Origin of the sequence: Paenibacillus sp. BIC5C1, from assembly GCF_032399705.1 — a bacterium.
GTDB classification, from domain to species: Bacteria; Bacillota; Bacilli; order Paenibacillales; family Paenibacillaceae; genus Paenibacillus; species Paenibacillus taichungensis_A.
The window spans coordinates 1,153,579-1,171,657 of sequence record NZ_CP135922.1; the positions used below are offsets into that span (position 1 = coordinate 1,153,579).

The following is an 18,079-nucleotide window of genomic DNA, read 5'->3' on the forward strand; positions in this document are numbered from 1 at the left end:
TAACGATTAAACTCCTTCAATTACAGTAATTACTCAGTACGACAACAACCCGCCAGTTATTCGCCTGCTCCACTGTTAGTGGTTGATGTCTGCGAATATAATCCTCCACCAGTGCCGCCATATCCGTGGCGCCTTCGTGAAGTACCTTTTTGCCCGGATACATCGCATAATCACCGCCACCTGCTGCGCGATAACTGTTCATCACTACAGAATACGTCGCGTCCATCGCAACAGGTATGCCCTCGCGTTCCAGCTTCACCACACGACTTCCCACAGGTTTGGAGATATCCAGCTCATATTCTACGCCCGCCCACATGTCATAATTATAATGCTGTGGCTTCGGCTGCATGTAAGCAGGATTAACGACTACTTCGCCTGAAGCCTCCACTTCAAAGTAACGCGCCGTTTGCTCCAATGCATCCCGAATGTCCTGACCACGAAGCTCCAGCATCGTCAGTGTATTGGGATAGATAAAGTTGGACAACACATCCCGAACGGTAATGAGGGAACCAAACCCACGGGCTTCTTCGCTAAGTAATGCGGTATTGGAGATTTGAGCTCCCGTTGCTTCCATCTGCACCTGATGTACAAAAGTAATGAAGGGATGCGCCGCGAGCCGCAATGCGGCAGGATCGGTGATGGATAAGTCTCCGGCCACCTCGCCAATCGGCTGATCCAGCCATGCCTGTGCTTTTGCTTCCAACTCGTCCGTCAGTTTCATAACAGCCGAATCGGGCTGTACATCACTATTTTCATCCAAGAGCAACAAGCAAGCCTGTTTTCCTGCAATCTGCCACTTTCCATTCGATAACCGGTCCAACTCAATGGATACATGACCCGCACCGTTCCCGCTAAATCCAGGCTGAACAACGGTCACACCATGTATTTCGGCGGTAAGCTGACGGTGTTGATGTCCGGTAAGAAGAACGTCAATCCCTTCAATGTCACGGCAGATCGCATACGCCTGATTTTCACCAGTTAACCGCTCGGCAGGTTCGCCTGTCTCCAGGTCACTCTCAAAACCACCATGGTAACTGACCACGAGCACATCCGGCTGTTCATGCTCACGAATATAACCAACCCACGCACGAATAGTCTCCAAAGCATCAAGGAACTGTAAACCTTCTATATTTTTCGGATGCTCCCAATTCGGAATATAGTGCGTCGTTGCGCCCAGCAAAGCAATTTTAACGCCTGAAGACAAAGTTTTGACCAGATAGGGAGGACCGAAGGCGGGTATGCCTGCTCCAGAAGGTGTAGTGTGTGGTGCCTTTTCGTCAGGCTTTCCTTCATTAACAATATTTGCGGATAGCCAAGGGAAATGGGAGTCTTCAACGGCTTTGCGCAGCAAGTCCTGGCCGTAGTTGAATTCATGATTGCCCATTACGGCAGCATCATAGCCCAGTTCATTCAGAACATTAATGAAGGGATGCACTTCGTGATTCGAAACAAAGGAAGCAGCATACGAGGCCAAAGGAGAGCCCTGCAACAGATCACCGTTATCCACGAGCAGCAGTTCGGGTGAACGATCCCGTTCACGCCGGATCAGCGAAGCAAGCAAAGCAAGTCCGGCTGGGCGATAGGCATTGGTGTTGTAATGTATGGGACGAATGGCCCCATGAAGGTCACTGGTTACCATGATGTCGAAGTTTGCCGTAGTTGTTATGGATGTCATTTTACAATCTCCTCTAAATATATAAGTTTAAACATATCAAATCACAGGTCATTCTAGCGGCAGAGTACAAGGATATTCACCATTTATACTTGTATTATCAACCGTAATGAGGCTATTCTAACAGATCAAAGCCGCTCTGACAGCCTGACAGGAAACTTTACAAAACTCCAAATTTCGTTTCACATCGCGGTAATATTCGACGACTATAGTAGACAAGTAATGAAAAATAGAAACTCTTTGGAGGGTGTTCGCTTGAAGAAGTCTGCTTTATTTTTACCATTGTTGATTTTGGTTCTGTTTCTAAGTGCTTGTGGGTCTAACAGTAGTACAACAGGTTCGGCTAACGGGGCTGATACGAGCTCGAATTCATCCAGTACTGACACGGCAGAGACAGACAAAGCCGCTGAAGGTTATGTGCCGACTGAGCTGACTGTACAATTCGTTCCATCACAAAATGCAGATACACTCGAAGCCAAAGCAAAACCGCTCGAGAAGCTGCTGGGTGACAAATTGGGTATCCCGGTGAAGGTCAGCGTATCCACAGACTACAACACAATTATTGAAGCAATGGCTTCCAATAAAGTGGACGTAGGTTTCCTGCCTCCGACGGCTTATGTACTTGCCAAAGAAAAAGGCGCAGCTGAAGTTATTCTTCAGGCACAACGTTTTGGTGTAAATGATGAGACTGGTGCTCCAACTGAGGAACTGGCAGATTCGTATAAATCCATGATTATTGTGAAAAAAGACTCGCCAATCCAATCCGTTGAGGATCTGAAAGGCAAAAAAATCGCTTACCAGAACGTAACTTCTTCCGCAGGTTATGTATGGCCGGCAGCCCTGTTGCTCGACAGAGGCCTTGATCCTTTGAAAGATGTACAGCCAATTACGGTTAAAGGCCATGACCAAGGCGTATTGGCAGTACTGAACGGTGACGTTGATGCTGCAGCAATTTTCCAAGATGCTCGTAACACTGTAGCGAAAGACTACCCGACTGTATTTGAAGATACTCGTGTACTGGCGTTCACTGAGCCCATTCCTAACGATACGATCGCAGTACGTACAGACATGAATGCAGATTGGACAGCGAAGATCAAACAAGCATTCATCGACATCGGTAAAGATCCACAAGGTCACGAAATTATCAAAGAAATCTACACACACGAAGGTTATGTAGAGTCTGATGACAGCAAGTTTGATATCGTTCGTCAATACAACGAAAAAGTAAAAACCGAGTAGTTTTCTGTCAAAAGAAAGATCGTTAATGATTGCATTGCATTGCATTGATTATCTTTTCATTGGATAACTTCATCGTATCAGCGGGCAGGCCAGTTCAGCGTGACATACGCTGCGCTGGCTTGTCCCATTACAGCGTGACCCTGCGAAATACCATATTAATGAAAGAAGGATTACTGCCATGATTGAGCTTCACAATGTAACGAAAACATACGCTAACGGCACCAAGGGCCTGAATAATATTAATCTGAAATTTAAACAAGGGGAATTCATTGCCGTAGTTGGTTTGTCTGGTGCGGGAAAATCGACGCTTCTGCGTTCCATTAACCGACTTCATGATATCAGTGACGGTGAGATTTTGATTAATGGCAAGTCGATCACCAAAGCTCATGGCAAGTCACTTCGCATGATCCGCCGGGATATCGGCATGATCTTCCAGAGTTTCAATCTCGTGAAACGTTCCAGTGTGCTTCGTAACGTGCTTGCTGGACGCGTGGGATATCATTCCACGATGCGTACCATTCTGGGTCGTTTCCCAAAAGAAGATACAGAACTCGCATTTGGAGCACTGGAACGAGTAAACATCGCGGAAAAAGCCTATTCACGTGCAGATCAGTTGTCCGGTGGGCAGCAGCAGAGGGTGGCTATAGCCCGAGTACTTGCACAGGAAGCCAAAATCATTTTGGCAGACGAGCCTGTCGCTTCACTCGATCCACTAACAACGAAGCAGGTAATGGATGATCTGAAACGCATCAACCAGGATCTCGGCATTACAACGATCGTTAACCTTCACTTTATCGACCTAGCCAAAGAGTATGCTACCCGTATTGTGGGATTGCGTGCGGGCGAAGTGGTGTTCGATGGTCCGGTATCCGAGGCAACGGATGAGCGTTTTGCAGAAATTTATGGCAGACCTATTCTGGCAGACGAGCTGCTGGATAAACAGGCTGTACAGGAACAGCGGGGAGAAGTTCTGGTATGAAGCAACCCGTAAACGTATCGATAGATGGATCATTGCAGAACGAATCAGGAAAGGGAAAGCGTCCTGGCACAGGTTCAGGCTCAGGCTCGGCTGTCAACCGTCCCAAACCACCGGGGCGTACCAAACATCTGCTCACGTTGGTCATCATTCTGTTGCTTTTGTGGGCAAGTGCCAAACAGACTGATGCCAGCTTCAGCGAACTGATTGAAGGTTTTCCGAACATGCTGGATCTGCTGAAGGAGATGTTTCCTCCGCGGTGGACTTACTTTGACAACATCGTTCAGGGCATGCTGGAGACGATCCGTATGGCTCTGATCGGTACAACGATCGGTGCGATCATCGCGATTCCGGTCTCCATTATCTGTGCAGGCAACTTAATGCCTAGCCGTTGGATTTACTATCCAGCTCGCTTTGTACTAAACCTGATACGTACCGTGCCTGACCTGCTGCTGGCGGCGCTGTTCGTTGCTGTGTTTGGACTGGGACCGATTCCTGGTATATTGGCACTCGCCGTCTTCTCGGTGGGACTTATTGCCAAGCTGACCTACGAAACGCTGGAAACGATTGATCAGGGACCGCTTGAAGCAATGACGGCTGTCGGCATGAACCGAATTCAACTCATTGTTTATGGTGTGGTGCCACAACTGGCCGCCCAGTTTACTTCCTATGTACTGTATGCCTTTGAGATTAATGTGCGCGCCGCTGCGATTCTCGGATTAGTTGGAGCTGGGGGCATCGGACTGTATTATGAAGCAACACTTGGATTCCTGGAATATGACAAAACGAGTGTAATCATTCTGTTTACCCTTGTCATTGTTCTGATCATTGATTATGTAAGTACTAAGCTGCGGGAGAAATTGTTATGATGAAAAATGAAACAAGCGTAATCCGGCGCAAACCACGGAAAAACCCGCTTCGCTGGGTCATTGTAATCTTGCTTATTCTTGTGTACGCTTGGGCACTTGCCGGCGTACCGTTTACCGGTTTGAAGGAAACCGCTGGTCAGATCATGAAGGCCATTATTGCCGGGGTTTTCTCCCCGGATTGGGACTTTGTTTATCTGCCTGAGGGTGAAGATTTGCTGCGAGGATTGCTGGATACGCTGGCGATCTCCGTGCTGGGTACTGTCATTTCCGCTGTACTGTGTATCCCGTTTGCGTTCTGGTCTGCCCGGAATATGAGCAGCTTCCGTCCTGTATCGGGTACGGGCAAAATGGTGCTCAGCTTTATCCGTACGTTCCCGGAGATTATTATGGCTTTGCTGTTTATCAAGGCGGTGGGTCCGGGTTCCTTCGCGGGTGTACTCGCCCTTGGACTTCATTCCATCGGGATGCTAGGTAAACTGTTCGCTGATGAAGTGGAAAATATTGATTATGGTCCTTCTGAAGCGTTGCTCGCTTCCGGAGCGACTCGCATGCAGCAGCTGTGGTTTGCTGTACTGCCACAGGTTTTGCCTGGATTCCTTAACTACACGTTGTATCGGTTCGAGATTAATGTGCGTTCCGCAACCATTCTGGGGGTTATCGGGGCAGGGGGGATTGGTACACCGCTGATCTTTGCACTCAGTACTCGGAACTGGCCGCGAGTAGGGATTATCCTGCTTGGGATCATCGTGATGATTACGATCATTGATCTGATCTCTGGATACATTCGCAAGAAGCTGGTATAGAGAAGCAAAAGTACTAATAAAGACGAATAAAATAAAGAACATGATGGATATGTTTCAATCCATTGTTGATCTATCGGAAGAGCAGCCCATGCATTAGCAGGTGCTGCTTTTTGTGTTTTGTAGGAAGTTAGTATCAGCAAAATGTTGAACCTATATGAAATTACTGTTTTAGAAGTAGACTCATCTTATGATACTGTATAGTACAGTAACAAATGAAAGAGCAGAAAGTGGAGAGTATACTATATTTTATAAAAAAGATAATTTGGAAGATATTAAAGGATATAAAATTAACATTAATGAAGGAAGAATAATTAGAAAGGAAAGCGATTTAACTTCGAAATCGATAAATTTTCCTATAATACGAACAAAAGGTTCACAAGTCAGTAGGAATAAAGACCAAACTATTGTCATTGAGTGGACAGATATGAATGGTAACAACTTTGAAGAAAAACTGATCTTAAGTGAAAAATAAAACAGAAAAAAACCGAAGCAAGTGCCTGGAGTGGTCTTACCCCTGTCAAGTAGACAGATGAAAAAAGCTATGCTGCCAGTGCGCATCGATATTCAATCGGTGCGCGCTGTTTGAGTTTGGCTTGAAAACGTCGGTAATTGTAATTGTACATATAATCTTCCACGGCTTGTCGAATCTCTACTTCTGAATTACACTGGTTAAGGTACAGCTTCTCTGTCTTGAGATGCGAAAAGAAGGATTCGATGCATGCGTTATCTAGGCAGGTTGCTTTGCGAGAGTGGCTGCCCTTCACGCCGAATGCTTCTAATCGTGTGTTGTACGCCTGAGACGTGTATTGGAAGCCCTGATCCGAATGGAGCACGGCTTCTGAAACGTCTCTTTTTTGTGTCCATTGTTCCACCGTATCCAATACGAGCTGAACATCGTTCCGTTTAGACAACTGCCAAGCTACAATCTCATTGTTGAACAGGTCTTGAATCACGGACAGGTAAACAAATGTACTTCCATTCGGAATATAGGTAATATCCGTCACCATTTTTTGCTGGGGTGCTGTCGCATGAAACTGGCGCTTCAGGCGATTCGGATAAATCACAGATGGCGTATAGCTGGACTTCTTCCGCTTCTTACGAATTACCGATTGGATCGATAGTTCCCGCATGATTCGCCATACTTTCTTGTGATTAACGTTCAGACCAGCCTCCCACAACGCCGTTGTCATGCGAGGATAACCAAACTCTCGGTTTGCAAAATGAATAGCCATCATGTGTTCTTTGATCTCACGCTCACGGTCTTGTCTTGCGTCTCGCTGCGGCTGTGTTGCTCGCCATTTGTAGTAACTGGAACGGGGTATTCCTGTAATCGATAATAGGCGTGTAATGCCATGCGAGCAGCGCAATTCGTCTATGATATCGTAGTTCTCCCGTTGGCTCAGCGCTTCTCCTTTACTAGATTTGGATACCGCTTTTTTAAATAATCCACCTGTGCTTGAAGGTAATCCCGTTCTTCTTCTACACTGCTAAAGGCAGTACGAGGACGTCCTTTCATTGGATTCGGAACATTGTTTTTTCGCTCATCAAACGCTTCCCCGTTTTTCCATTTTTTTACCCACACCTTCAGTTGTGAACAGTTTCGAATTCCTTCGCGATCAGCGACCACCTTGTAACTTGAAGAACCTTCGACATAGGATCTAACTGCATTCAATTTAAACTCTTCGGTATACGTCTGAAATGTTTGTCCTTTTTTGGCCATAAAAATATCCCCTCCAAGTGTCACTTGAACCCTCATGATAACATGAAGGTTTTTTCAAGTGTCTACTTAAAGGGGATAATACCAGGAGTCCCGGCAAACTTGCTTCGGTTTTTCAATGCTTGGTTAAACGTCAGGTATTCCTTAGTGAGGCTTAGCTTGCTGCTGGCAGAGATACAGCGGATTTCGTTACTTGTACCGTAATTGTTTCAGTGCTTGTCACACCCGCTGCATTGATCAGCTCGGCACGATATGTGTACGTTCCATTTGCGTGACCGGATACATCTGTCACAGCGCTTTGTGCATTAGGTGTTACTGCGTTCAGTGCTTTGGTATCGATCAGTTGACCATTCTCATAGAGACGGTATTCTGATGCGTTTGTTCCCCACCACAGATTCATCGTCACTTTGTAGTTTCCGTCCCCATCCCAATTGTCTTGGGAGAGAACTGCTTCGCCAGGGGCAGCATTCGCAACTTGTACCGTGAGTACTTCACTGCGAGTTGTACCCTTGGAGTTCGTCAGCTCAGCTACATAGGTATAAGTACCGTTAGCTTTGCCATTAATCGTAGTTTGGGCTGATTGTGCCGCTGGTGTAGCGTCAGTCAGCTTTTGTGTGTCAATCAGCACGCCATCTTCATACAGCTTGTAGCTTGTGCCATTGTCACCCCACCAGAGGTTCATCGTAACCGTATAAGATCCTTCAGACAGACCGTTGCTATAACCATTATTGGATGTAAGCGCCGGTTTACCTGGTGCGCCAACAGCTGGCGTAGAAGGTCCTTCTTCGCCGCCTTCCTCCACTTTTACGAAATCGTTCAAGCTTCTAGGCTTCAGTTGAAATACATCTTTGAAAATAGCGGCTACACCTGTCACGCTGATTTTATCGCCTGCTGCATAAGGGAAGGTCGTTTGTGTTACACCTGTGCGTGTATCCACACGTACATGCGTACTTGTTCCGTCCGCTGCAACTGCATCGAATTCAAATGAGCCTACGGGTGTTGCACTAATGATGTTCTGAACCGTTACTTCTTTCAATTGAACGAGTTGACCCTGGTTTGCAGCCGTTACTGCTGGAACCTCAATGGCAGCAGGGATGGAGGCTGTACCTGTTTTCTCGATCGCTACGATATCCGTAAGCTCAAATTCACTGTTGTACAGCGCCGTTGCTGCGGTTACTTTAACCACATCTCCAGCGTGGAAGCCGCCAGTGCTTTGGAAAACATAAAGACCGCCAGTTGTGTCTTGAAGGTAGAAGGATTGTCCACCAAAAGCACCTGGCTCTGTAGTAACTACGCCTTCAACCGTAACGGTTGAACCAGCTGCTTTGGTGCGTGCATCAGCAATGCTGATTGTTGCCGGGATAGGTCCTTCTTCTTCGGGAAGCTGCTCAGCCGGAACATTGCCGACGGTAACTGCATTGGTAATTAGATTGCTGCCATTCAAACGCAGACGCAGGCTGGCAGCGCCTGTTGTACCTGATTTAATGCGGACATTCAGGTCTTTGATTGCGCGACCTTTACTGTCGGAAGTAACGCTAAAATTAGAGCTGTAACCGTATGAAGTCGGCCATGTACCACCTTCATTCTGAATCATGGCGACCTGTGTTCCGCCAGTCAGGTAAATCCCTGCACTGTAACCGGAAACGGTTGTGTTAGCAGGCATGTTCTCTACAACCACACGGATCTGGAAGTCCTCCGCATTTGGCAGGGTTTCCTGCTTCACGAAGCTGTACGAAGCGTTCGCGCTTGAAGCTGGTCCACCATAAGAACCTGCTTTGAACGTGGAACGATCATACCACTTGTATCCTGCAGCGGGTGCCGCCCAAGGTTCAGCCTGTGGTTCTGTGGAAGCCGCAGGTTGTTCGAACGGAAGCAATGCTGTTGCATTATCCAATTGGAGTCCGTTCACTTGAGTCAGGCTAGTGTAATTTTCTTGATTAGCAAGCCAGTTAACGGTATTGACCAGCAATTTGCCATCATCCACTTCTTTGAAGCCGTCATATGTTGTTTTGCGAGCGCCAGTCTCTTCGCGCAAATATTTCGGTGAAGCATCCTCAACCGGAGAAGAGTCCCCGATAAACGCTGCTTTACCTGCACCCAGTTTGGATACGGCTACGTAAGGACCTTCTTCAACTCCGCCGCCGTTGTATACGCCCTGGTCAACAGCGTTTGGCCAAGCTGCATTCGTTTTCGGCAGGTATACAATACCTTTAGCCTTTGTTGGATCGGTGATCGCAAGTGTGGACCCTGCGTGCATAGCTACAGCGGATACACCTTCCGTAATACCAAAAGCCTGTCCAGCAGGCACAATGTTAGTAGCGTTAATATCGCCTAATGCGTTGTAACGGAAGCGTACGCCGAAATTATCGGACAGCCAGTCCGTGCTGGTTACATTTTGCATCGCCTCAGAGTTACGCTCTTCTGTGCTCATGCCTTTGGCTGGATCTTCGAATGCGCCACGACGATAGCCGTTAATCGCTTCAGAACCGTCCCAGCGGTTTTTGTTACGGTCAGCATTGTAGTGATCTCCAATGAAGAAGATGCTGCCGCCTTTTTCTACATATTCTTTCAGCGCTGCCTGTTCTGTCGTTTTGAAGGGAACATTCGGTTCAGCAATAACAAACACGTTATAATCTTTCAGATCGTCATAGGTAAAAGGAGTCGTCTTGCGCAGTTCCTTTACATAATATCCATCATTCGCGAGTGCATTTCCGAAGTCCGAAAAGCCTCCGTCAATGACCCAGTCAGCCGCTCCGGCTGTTTGTGCATGAGTATTGTCGAACAATACTTTTTTGCCAGCATTTCCGTTAACAACCTTTGCCTGAATGAACGGTGCAGGGTCTGTTGCCCATTCGGCTTGAACCGTTGCATCTCCGTTCCACAATCCGATCTGAAGCGGCAATGCCATGGACAATGCCAGGAGTGATTTTACCCATACTCCTCGCATACGTGTCAATTTACCCAACCAAATCCCTCCCAAATATTAGTTAAAACATGAGTTCGTCCATATTCTAACACACCAAAATCTCACATAGTCATAACAATTTGTAAAAACGAACTCGACTTTTGTAAAAATGAGTCCATTGTCATGCTCCATACAGCAAATTTTGATACTTTCTAACATCAGAGTTGATTTCGCGTCATTCCTGCTCATGAAAAAAGTCATCTCCTAGGAGATGACTTTGGCCCGAATGCGATTGACGGCATGGAATACCGAGGATTTGATCATGCCTTCACTACGGTTAACGAGTTGTGCGGTTTCCTTGATGCTGTACCCGTGAATCACGCGTAATTCGAGAATTTTGCGATGCTCTGTATTGTTAATGATCGAGACAAGGTCGTTAACCCCTTCAGAGATCTCCAACTCGGATGTATCACAGTGATACGTCTGCATCTCCAATCTACTGTCCCGCTTCAGTGTACGGGTTCGCTTGCGGAATGTATCCATGGCGAGGTTACGGGCAATTCTTTTGAGGTAGTAGAGAAGTCGATCTTCCGGAATGTCTGCCGATACATTCATCATTCGAATGAAGCACTCCTGCGTGAGATCCTCTGCATCCTGTTGATTTTTGACGATCTGAGATAGATACCGTGTCACTTCTGATTTATAGTTTACATAAGCATCATGGATGGTTGTTTTGTTCACGTGATGTTTTCCCCTTTGGATACCGATCTGGCTATGTCCGGTCTGGTTTGTTCTCTGTGTTCCAAGTATATCGGGATGATGTTTCCAAAGACGCCAGACTTGTATCCGAGTTGTAACATTTCCGGTGAACCTCTGTTCATTCATGGAGCAGAGATACAAAATATAAGGCAGATGAAATTCATAAAGCAGGGAGATTAAGATTCATCATGAGACCGAAACAGATTTTGATTATTGAAGACGAAGAGTCCATTCGGGACATCCTGTCCTATTCTTTGCGCAAGGAAGGATTTGAGATGACCGAAGCAGCGACAGGCAGAGAGGGCTTGGATCTGCTCAGGGAGTCCAGACCAGACTTGATTTTGCTCGACCTGATGCTGCCGGACATGAGCGGGTTCGATGTATGCAGACAGCTTTCCGTGAATTCGAAGATTCCCGTCATTATGATTACGGCGAAGTCCGATATGCTGGACAAGGTGCTCGGCATGGAGCTGGGGGCGGACGATTATATTACCAAGCCATTCGATATTCGTGAGGTAGTTGTGCGCATTAGGGCCATTTTCCGCCGGATTGATCTAATTAGCGAGACGCTGGAGAATCAGTCCTATGAAGTGGTGCGGCTGGGCAGACACATTGAGATCCGCAAGGATGAGCGTGAGGTCTGGAAAGATGGAGAACGTGCCGGACTGACCAATAAGGAGTATGATCTGCTGTTATATTTGGTCAACCATCACCGCAAAGTACATACAAGGTCCGAGTTGCTGGATAAAGTGTGGGGATTTGATTTTCCCGGAGATACCCGGACGGTAGACATTCATATTCAGCGCATCCGCAAGAAGCTGGATAGTGGGGAGCAGGGGATTTCACTTATCGAGACGGTCTTCGGCGTAGGGTACAAACTGAATATTCAGGTGCATACATGAAATGGACGATCCAGTTCAAAATGGTCGTTCTTTTCTCGGTCATCGTATTTATCGGTTTTTCGGCCTTGCTCATTATTTCGAATAAAGTGGGTGAGGAGAACATGTACAGGGAAGTGCAGGAGGACATGGTGCAATCCAAAAAAAACCTGGATATCGCGCTCAATCAATACTTCCTGATTCATAACAAACGGATTAGTGAGGACTCCCTGGGGACCGGGAATCGGGACCTCGCAGAACAGATCGGCTCCGCGGTGGGCGGAAAGGTCGTGGTCTATCGGTCTGATGGCACTCCCTTTAGCGGTACGGGTGCGGAGGCGAAGCTGGCTGCTGCGCAAACCTCTGATCTACAGGCTGCCATGAAATCAAAGATCGCCTATACAACCGTGGTGGATAAAGGCAGGGTAACAGGGAATCTGTCCTTCCCTGTGCTGTCGGAGGAGAGCATCCTCGGCATTATCCAGCTGGAAAAAGATTATACGGAACTGTTCAAACGGCATCTGCGCTTTCAGAACACGATCAAGGTCTTTGCAGCCGTCATTTTTGTATTTGTTTTCATTGGATCTGTCTTTATTTCACGCCAGATTACGAAGCCGATTCGTGTGCTGACGAAACGTTCAGCCGAAGTTGCACAAGGCAGCTTGAATGCAGACATCCACATCTCCACGAAAGATGAGATTGGAGAGCTGGCTTCCAGCTTTACGGTCATGATTGCTCGGGTAAAGGAGCAGATTGACGTGATTGAGAGAGAACGGGATGAGGTCAAGCATTTGCAGGCACGCAACAAGGTCTTTTTTGACAATGTGACCCATGAATTAAAGACACCGCTGACCACGATACTGGGGTATGCCCAGATTTTGCGGGATAATGGATTTACGGATCAGGCGTTCTTCGATAAAGGGTTGAAATATATTATCAATGAGAGCCAACGTCTCAACGTCATGGTTGCGGATATCCTGGAAGTGACCGTATCATCCACACCGATTCAGACCTTCCGTTTTGAACGGGTGAATGTATCGAATATTATACGAGAAGCCTGCGAAGACATGTCCATCAAGGCGGGCAAGTACAATATTGGCATTCGTTATGAACTTGAAGAAATGCTGTATGTTCAGGGAGACTGGAATAAGCTCAAGGAAGTTTTTTTGAATGTGCTGGATAACTCGGTCAAATACGGGAATGTGAATTCCATCATTCAGGTCCAATCATTTCGGTTGGGAGATTCGGTAGCCATACTGATTCGTGATGAAGGAGAAGGCATTCCGGAGGAAGCGCTGAAGCATGTATTTGAACCCTTTTACCGGGATAACGGGATGAACAGGACAGAGAAAGGAAGCGCGGGGCTAGGCTTGTCCATTGTGAAAAACACGGTGGAGCAGCATGGGGGAACGGTGAAAATGAAGAGTATATTGAACAAGGGAACACAAGTGAATATCAGTCTGCCTGGAGAATCGAACGTATGAAGAATCGAGGATTTTGGAGCAGATATCGCGATATGCTTATGTTATCCGGTTTGCTGATTGTATTTGTCGGAGGTATCTTTGGCATTGGTAGCCTGTTCAGCATCGGACATGGGAAGCCCAGAACGGTCATTCTGCCGGATAAACAGTTCAACAGCCGTCTCGCCCCGCCGCCAAGCAGCACCATTCAGATTGAGTCGGCTACCAAGCTGCCCAATGACTTTGCCATCTATGATTTTGAGGTAGCTGATTCCAACACCGTCATATTGAATCGGCCAGATCGCTCCTATACGGGGATAAAGCTGTCACAGCTGCATATGGATGATAATCTCTTGAAGGACATTGCCACGAATACAGAGTATGGCATTACTCTGAGTCCGGATCAGAGCAAGATGATTTATTCCCAATACCGATCAACTCAGGCGCAGAAGACAACCTATGAATATGACTTGAAAACAGGAGGATACCGCAAGCTGAAGAATGACAACTCCTATTCACGCGTCTTTGTAGGCAATGAATCCTACATCGGATATGATGACCTGGTGTTCAACATGGTGGATCTGAATACAGGAAAGAAACGCGAATTATACAGTTATGATGAGTTAGTTGCCAAGGTTGCACAGGTGAGTAACATTTCAAGTCCGGATGATACCCTGATTATGCTGGATTCATATGAGATTAGCCGGGATTTATCACGAGTATATGTGCTGGTCAAACTGAAAGAAAATTACGCCGTCTATAGCTTCTCTCTTAATGACAAAAATGATATCACGGCATACACCCCTGCTCAGGATATACAGCAGTTTAAGGTACTGAAGAATGGGGATATGCTGATTCAGGGCATGATCAACAACGAACAGGGACTGTACCGATATCGAGCGGATACCAAGAAGTTTGAGCTGCTGGTCAAAGGACCCATCTGGAGCTTCGATCTGGATGAGGAGGAGTCCCGCATTGCCTATTTTTTGACACTCGAAGGACAGAAGAACGAGGTGCACATTGCCTACCTGAATGACCGCAAGCTGGGGTCCGATACGGTTATCTACCGGAATATCGATTACTTTATCAAGTTGAAATGGAATGACAGCAATCTTTTCGTTGTCGGGAGCTCCATGGAAAAAAGCGAGTTATATCGGTTTAGCTTCCGGGCTTGGTAAAGGTGTGAATAGGGAACGCTCCGATAATAGGGCCCTATGGAGGGAAGTCGCTATTTTAAGGACTGAACCCATAGGGCCTTTTTGTGATTTGAACATTTTGCATAAATCCAAAGAAGGCCTTTCAATCCAATGCAGCTAAAGGTTGATTTTACAAATTGGATACAAGTCCAGATTGGACCGATACATCTGATGGCTATAATTACCTCTATTACATCGATGAGAGGAAGCCGGATTCATGCTGCGAGTAGAACAGGTGTCACACATGTTCCGCAATGCACAAGGGACTGTTCCCGTGTTGCAGGACATTAATATATCCGTGGGCAAGGGTGAGATGGTTGCACTGCTGGGAAGCTCCGGTTCAGGCAAATCGACGTTATTGCATCTAATGGCAGGTCTAATGAAGCCGGACACAGGCAAGATCCTTATTGCAGGTCAGGATATTGTGCGTATGAGTGAGAACCGACTGGCGGAATTCCGCCGGACACATATTGGCTTTATTTTTCAGGCGTATGAGCTGCTGGCGAACCTGACAATTCGGGAAAATGTGGAGCTGCCGCTCGTGTTTCAGGGCATTCGCCCATCACGGCGTAAGCAAAAGGCGATGCACCTGCTGGAACAGGTTGGCCTGGTTGGCAAGTCCGAATTATTCCCTTCCCAGTTATCGGGAGGGCAGCAGCAACGTGTCAGCATTGCGCGTTCACTGATTACGGAGCCGTCCGTCATATTCGCGGACGAGCCTACCGGGAACCTCGATACGCGAACGGAGGAAGAGATTATTTCCATTTTGCAACAGTTGAATCGGGAGATGCATACAACATTCGTTATTGTCACGCATGAGGCTGAAGTGGCGGAGCAGATGCAGGTTGTCATTACATTGCAGGACGGATGCTTGGTGGAGAGTGGCCAGTCCAAGGCAGTAGAGCAAGGAGAGCGGTTGTGAGAGTTCTGGATGTGTTGCGAATGTCATGGGGACAGATTGTGCGCAGGAAGGTGGTTACTCTACTGTGCATGATTGGCCTGTCCATAGGCTGTGCCGCCATGATTATCGCATTAAGCGTGGGGCAGTCGGTACAGGTCTATGGTGAGAAAACGTTAAATGAGAATTACAAAATGGATGAGATAACGGTATCACCCAATGAAGGAATCGGTTCGGGCGGGAGCAGTGGTCAGACGTCCACCTTCGAACGCGGAGCGCTAACGGCTCGAAAAATCGATATTATTGCCAGCCTTCCGCATGTTGTCGCCGTTGCTCCAATGTTGAAGCTGGATATGCTGGAGATGGCTACGTTGGATGGCAAAAGCTCCAATGTGGAAGTCATCGGTACAGAGCTTGGATCATTGAGCCGTTTCGGCTACCGTTTTGACAAAGGCGGGGCATCGGGAATTAGCGGAGCCGCGATTGTGAATTACGGTGCAACATTCGGACTTGTGGACGCCGAGGTGATACGGGAACTGAACAACAAGCTCATGGAGGATTCGTTTAATGACGAGTTTCTACAACAGTACATGGCGTTGATGTCTACCCAAACCGAGCTGTTTCAGGCGCAGTTTAACCTGAAATATCAGGACATGAATGACTCGTCCAAAGCCAAAACAAGTTCGCCTTTGCGAGTGACGGGTGTGCTGAAGGTGCCTGGCGGCATGAGTGAGAATAATGCCATGTATGACAAAAAGATCTATATTTCCCTCGAAACCGCCCGGATGCTCGCGGAACAGTTCCAGAGCAGTCAGGCACAGGCCGCGGCGGCAGGACGGTTGAACTCTGCACTCGTGAAGGTAGAAGACAAGAAGTATGTAGCACAGGTGCAGGAGCAGATTCAGAAGCTGACGCTGATGACAGACAGCAATCTGTATCAGGAGCAGGCGATGAAGGAACAGCTTGGCATGTACCAGAAGGCCGCTATGGGCATAGGGATATTCGTCATGCTGCTGGCTTCGCTGTCCATTATTGTTGCGATGATCATGTCCACGCATCAGCGCCGCAAACAGATTGGCGTCATGAAGGTGCTGGGAGCCAATCTGTGGCAGATCAGGCAGATGTTCATTACTGAAGCTGCTGTACTTGGAGTGTTGGGCGGCATTGTTGGTGTCTTCATCGCTTATGGAGCCATTCAGGGGGTAAATGGACTGCTCCAAGGACAAATCTCGATGGAGGCAAGCACACCACTCCAAGTGGTTATTGAGACGTCGGCCCTGCCTGCTGGTATAGCGTTTGCGGTGTTGACCGGAGTACTATCGGGAATCTATCCGGCGATTAGCGCCTCGCGTACAAATGCGTTGCAGGTGATCAAATCGGCATAAATGAAAGCAGAGATACAGGGGAAGCACAGTTTAGGGATTGAACAGACAGAATCAATAGACAGATTCAACGAAGGGACATACGGCAATGAAGAACTCGGCAATAAGCAAATGGATAAAGAGAATCATCATGATCGGACTGCTCGCGGGCGCTGGATACTTTCTGTACCAGCAATATAAACCGATACCCGAAGCGCCCATCGAGGCCCCGCAGCCCATTACATTTGAAGTTACTCAGGAGACGATCACGCAGGAAATTCAGGTCAAAGGCAAGTCTGCTTATGCCAAACAGACGGATGTGTACGCTCCTTTTGCCTCGAAAATAAAGCAGTGGAATGTCGAGAATGGGGAGCCCATTCACAAGGGAGCCGTGATGTTCTCGCTTGATTCGAAAGCATTGCAGACGGAAGTGCAGCAGTTGGAAACCGATATTGAGAAATCGAGGCTGGAAGCTCAATTGAATGAGATTGGTCTTGCTCAAGGAGAGGGTCCCGAGCAATTGGGGGTTACCGAAGAAGAACGGAAGAAAGCCTTCGCCGAGCGGGAAACAAAACGACTGACCAACAAAATGAACAAGGAATCCATCGCTGTAAAGGAGCAGGAGGTTCAGGCCAAGAAAGCGGTCATTGGTTTATCCACTGTGTACGCGCCGGTATCCGGTGTGTTTCTGATGAACGATTCGGAGACCAAGACACGTATGGTGGGAGAAGGTCAGTATATGGGTACCATTGTGGACACTGGCAAATTACAATTTGTGGCGACCATTAGCGAGCAGGAGCTATTCAAAATCCAAACAGGTATGCCTGTAAGTGTACATATGACGGGCAATAAGGAGGTTCCGTTAACCGGAAAGGTCAGCAAAATCTCCAAGTTTGCCAAAAAGGGAACAGAAACCGATCTGAAACAGCCTTCCCAATTCGATATTGTCATTGATCTGAAGCCAAACGCCAAGCTGATCGGTGGATTAAGTCTGGAGGGCAAGATTGAAACGCTGCGTAAGGAGAAAGCAACGGTCGTTCCGACGCTCGCGGTCATGCGGGATCAGGATACGGCATATGTGATGCTGGATCAGGGCAACGGGCAATATGCACAGCAGACGATTCAAACAGGCATCGAGACAGATGACAAGACTGAAGTATTGAACGGCTTGAAACCGGGTGATATTGTAGTGCTTCCATAAAAAAGAGAGCATGAGAATATGGCATGTGAAATAGCTCATTACGGGGAATAAGCCTGTGATGGGCCTTTTTTATGGCTTGGGGAGGCGCATCTCGGAATTCCTGCTAGATTTATGGAATTAAATATAATAATTTTTAATAAATTCA

16 protein-coding genes are annotated in these 18,079 nt (G+C 47.3%); 11 read left to right on the top strand and 5 right to left on the bottom strand.

Features of this window, described 5'->3' with window-relative positions; all coding sequences use genetic code 11:
* Positions 1–16 precede the first annotated feature (16 nt).
* Complete coding sequence (locus RS891_RS05245; RefSeq protein ID WP_315794669.1) at positions 17–1,675, bottom strand: bifunctional metallophosphatase/5'-nucleotidase; 1,659 nt, start codon at positions 1,673–1,675, stop codon at positions 17–19.
* A 252-nt stretch (positions 1,676–1,927) separates the two neighbouring features.
* On the opposite strand from RS891_RS05245, the gene RS891_RS05250 reads away from it, so the two are divergent.
* The 5 genes from RS891_RS05250 (at position 1,928) to RS891_RS05270 (ending at position 6,031) form a co-directional block, all read left to right on the top strand.
* On the top strand, positions 1,928–2,911 hold the full coding sequence (locus RS891_RS05250) for a phosphate/phosphite/phosphonate ABC transporter substrate-binding protein (RefSeq protein ID WP_064640434.1): 984 nt from the start codon (positions 1,928–1,930) through the stop codon (positions 2,909–2,911).
* A 178-nt stretch (positions 2,912–3,089) separates the two neighbouring features.
* Positions 3,090–3,890, top strand: coding sequence for a phosphonate ABC transporter ATP-binding protein (gene phnC, locus RS891_RS05255; protein ID WP_315794670.1), 801 nt, complete (start codon positions 3,090–3,092; stop codon positions 3,888–3,890).
* Positions 3,887–4,756 (top strand): phosphonate ABC transporter, permease protein PhnE, encoded by an 870-nt coding sequence (gene phnE, locus RS891_RS05260; RefSeq protein WP_315794671.1) that lies wholly within the window; start codon positions 3,887–3,889, stop codon positions 4,754–4,756. Before phnC ends, phnE (RS891_RS05260) begins: the two co-directional genes overlap by 4 nt.
* Entirely contained in the window at positions 4,753–5,559 is an 807-nt protein-coding gene (gene phnE / locus RS891_RS05265) for a phosphonate ABC transporter, permease protein PhnE (RefSeq protein ID WP_064640432.1), read from the top strand. Before phnE (RS891_RS05260) ends, phnE (RS891_RS05265) begins: the two co-directional genes overlap by 4 nt.
* A gap of 187 nt (positions 5,560–5,746) precedes the next feature.
* Positions 5,747–6,031: a hypothetical protein gene (locus RS891_RS05270; RefSeq protein ID WP_315794672.1), complete on the top strand. Its 285-nt coding sequence runs from the start codon at positions 5,747–5,749 to the stop codon at positions 6,029–6,031.
* 67 nt (positions 6,032–6,098) lie between these two features.
* Here RS891_RS05270 and RS891_RS05275 read toward each other — a convergent pair whose 3' ends face one another.
* The 4 genes from RS891_RS05275 to RS891_RS05290 form a co-directional block, all read right to left on the bottom strand.
* Entirely contained in the window at positions 6,099–6,962 is an 864-nt protein-coding gene (locus RS891_RS05275; protein WP_315796181.1) for an IS3 family transposase, read from the bottom strand.
* Entirely contained in the window at positions 6,959–7,279 is a 321-nt protein-coding gene (locus RS891_RS05280; protein WP_053779095.1) for a transposase, read from the bottom strand. The genes RS891_RS05275 and RS891_RS05280 overlap by 4 nt, the downstream gene beginning before the upstream one ends.
* Positions 7,280–7,430: 151 nt before the next feature.
* Positions 7,431–10,241: a chitinase N-terminal domain-containing protein gene (locus RS891_RS05285; RefSeq protein WP_397386898.1), complete on the bottom strand. Its 2,811-nt coding sequence runs from the start codon at positions 10,239–10,241 to the stop codon at positions 7,431–7,433.
* A gap of 204 nt (positions 10,242–10,445) precedes the next feature.
* Positions 10,446–10,922 carry an RNA polymerase sigma factor gene (locus RS891_RS05290; protein ID WP_315794673.1) on the bottom strand — a complete coding sequence of 159 codons (477 nt, stop codon included), beginning with the start codon at positions 10,920–10,922 and terminating at the stop codon, positions 10,446–10,448.
* 206 nt (positions 10,923–11,128) lie between these two features.
* Here RS891_RS05290 and RS891_RS05295 point away from each other — a divergent pair, with 206 nt between their 5' ends.
* The 6 genes from RS891_RS05295 (at position 11,129) to RS891_RS05320 (ending at position 17,934) form a co-directional block, all read left to right on the top strand.
* A complete protein-coding gene (locus RS891_RS05295; RefSeq protein ID WP_024628875.1) occupies positions 11,129–11,842 on the top strand; it encodes a response regulator transcription factor in 714 nt (237 codons plus the stop codon).
* The gene (locus RS891_RS05300; protein ID WP_315794674.1) at positions 11,839–13,302 is read left to right on the top strand and encodes a sensor histidine kinase; all 1,464 of its coding nucleotides are present in this window, start codon (positions 11,839–11,841) and stop codon (positions 13,300–13,302) included. Before RS891_RS05295 ends, RS891_RS05300 begins: the two co-directional genes overlap by 4 nt.
* Positions 13,299–14,456: a hypothetical protein gene (locus tag RS891_RS05305; protein ID WP_315794675.1), complete on the top strand. Its 1,158-nt coding sequence runs from the start codon at positions 13,299–13,301 to the stop codon at positions 14,454–14,456. The genes RS891_RS05300 and RS891_RS05305 overlap by 4 nt, the downstream gene beginning before the upstream one ends.
* Positions 14,457–14,691: 235 nt before the next feature.
* A complete protein-coding gene (locus RS891_RS05310) occupies positions 14,692–15,396 on the top strand; it encodes an ABC transporter ATP-binding protein (protein ID WP_315794676.1) in 705 nt (234 codons plus the stop codon).
* Positions 15,393–16,757, top strand: coding sequence for an ABC transporter permease (locus tag RS891_RS05315; RefSeq protein WP_315794677.1), 1,365 nt, complete (start codon positions 15,393–15,395; stop codon positions 16,755–16,757). The genes RS891_RS05310 and RS891_RS05315 overlap by 4 nt, the downstream gene beginning before the upstream one ends.
* An 85-nt stretch (positions 16,758–16,842) precedes the next feature.
* On the top strand, positions 16,843–17,934 hold the full coding sequence (locus RS891_RS05320; protein ID WP_315794678.1) for an efflux RND transporter periplasmic adaptor subunit: 1,092 nt from the start codon (positions 16,843–16,845) through the stop codon (positions 17,932–17,934).
* Positions 17,935–18,079: the final 145 nt, after the last annotated feature.

Coding starts and splice junctions, on each gene's coding strand:
- phnE (WP_064640432.1), top strand. CDS start 4,753: ATGATGAAAAATGAAACAAGCGTAATCCGGCGCAAACCACGGAAAAAC.
- RS891_RS05245 (WP_315794669.1), bottom strand. CDS start 1,675: ATGACATCCATAACAACTACGGCAAACTTCGACATCATGGTAACCAGT.
- RS891_RS05295 (WP_024628875.1), top strand. CDS start 11,129: ATGAGACCGAAACAGATTTTGATTATTGAAGACGAAGAGTCCATTCGG.
- phnE (WP_315794671.1), top strand. CDS start 3,887: ATGAAGCAACCCGTAAACGTATCGATAGATGGATCATTGCAGAACGAA.
- RS891_RS05300 (WP_315794674.1), top strand. CDS start 11,839: ATGAAATGGACGATCCAGTTCAAAATGGTCGTTCTTTTCTCGGTCATC.
- RS891_RS05320 (WP_315794678.1), top strand. CDS start 16,843: ATGAAGAACTCGGCAATAAGCAAATGGATAAAGAGAATCATCATGATC.
- RS891_RS05310 (WP_315794676.1), top strand. CDS start 14,692: ATGCTGCGAGTAGAACAGGTGTCACACATGTTCCGCAATGCACAAGGG.
- RS891_RS05280 (WP_053779095.1), bottom strand. CDS start 7,279: ATGGCCAAAAAAGGACAAACATTTCAGACGTATACCGAAGAGTTTAAA.
- RS891_RS05270 (WP_315794672.1), top strand. CDS start 5,747: ATGATACTGTATAGTACAGTAACAAATGAAAGAGCAGAAAGTGGAGAG.
- phnC (WP_315794670.1), top strand. CDS start 3,090: ATGATTGAGCTTCACAATGTAACGAAAACATACGCTAACGGCACCAAG.
- RS891_RS05305 (WP_315794675.1), top strand. CDS start 13,299: ATGAAGAATCGAGGATTTTGGAGCAGATATCGCGATATGCTTATGTTA.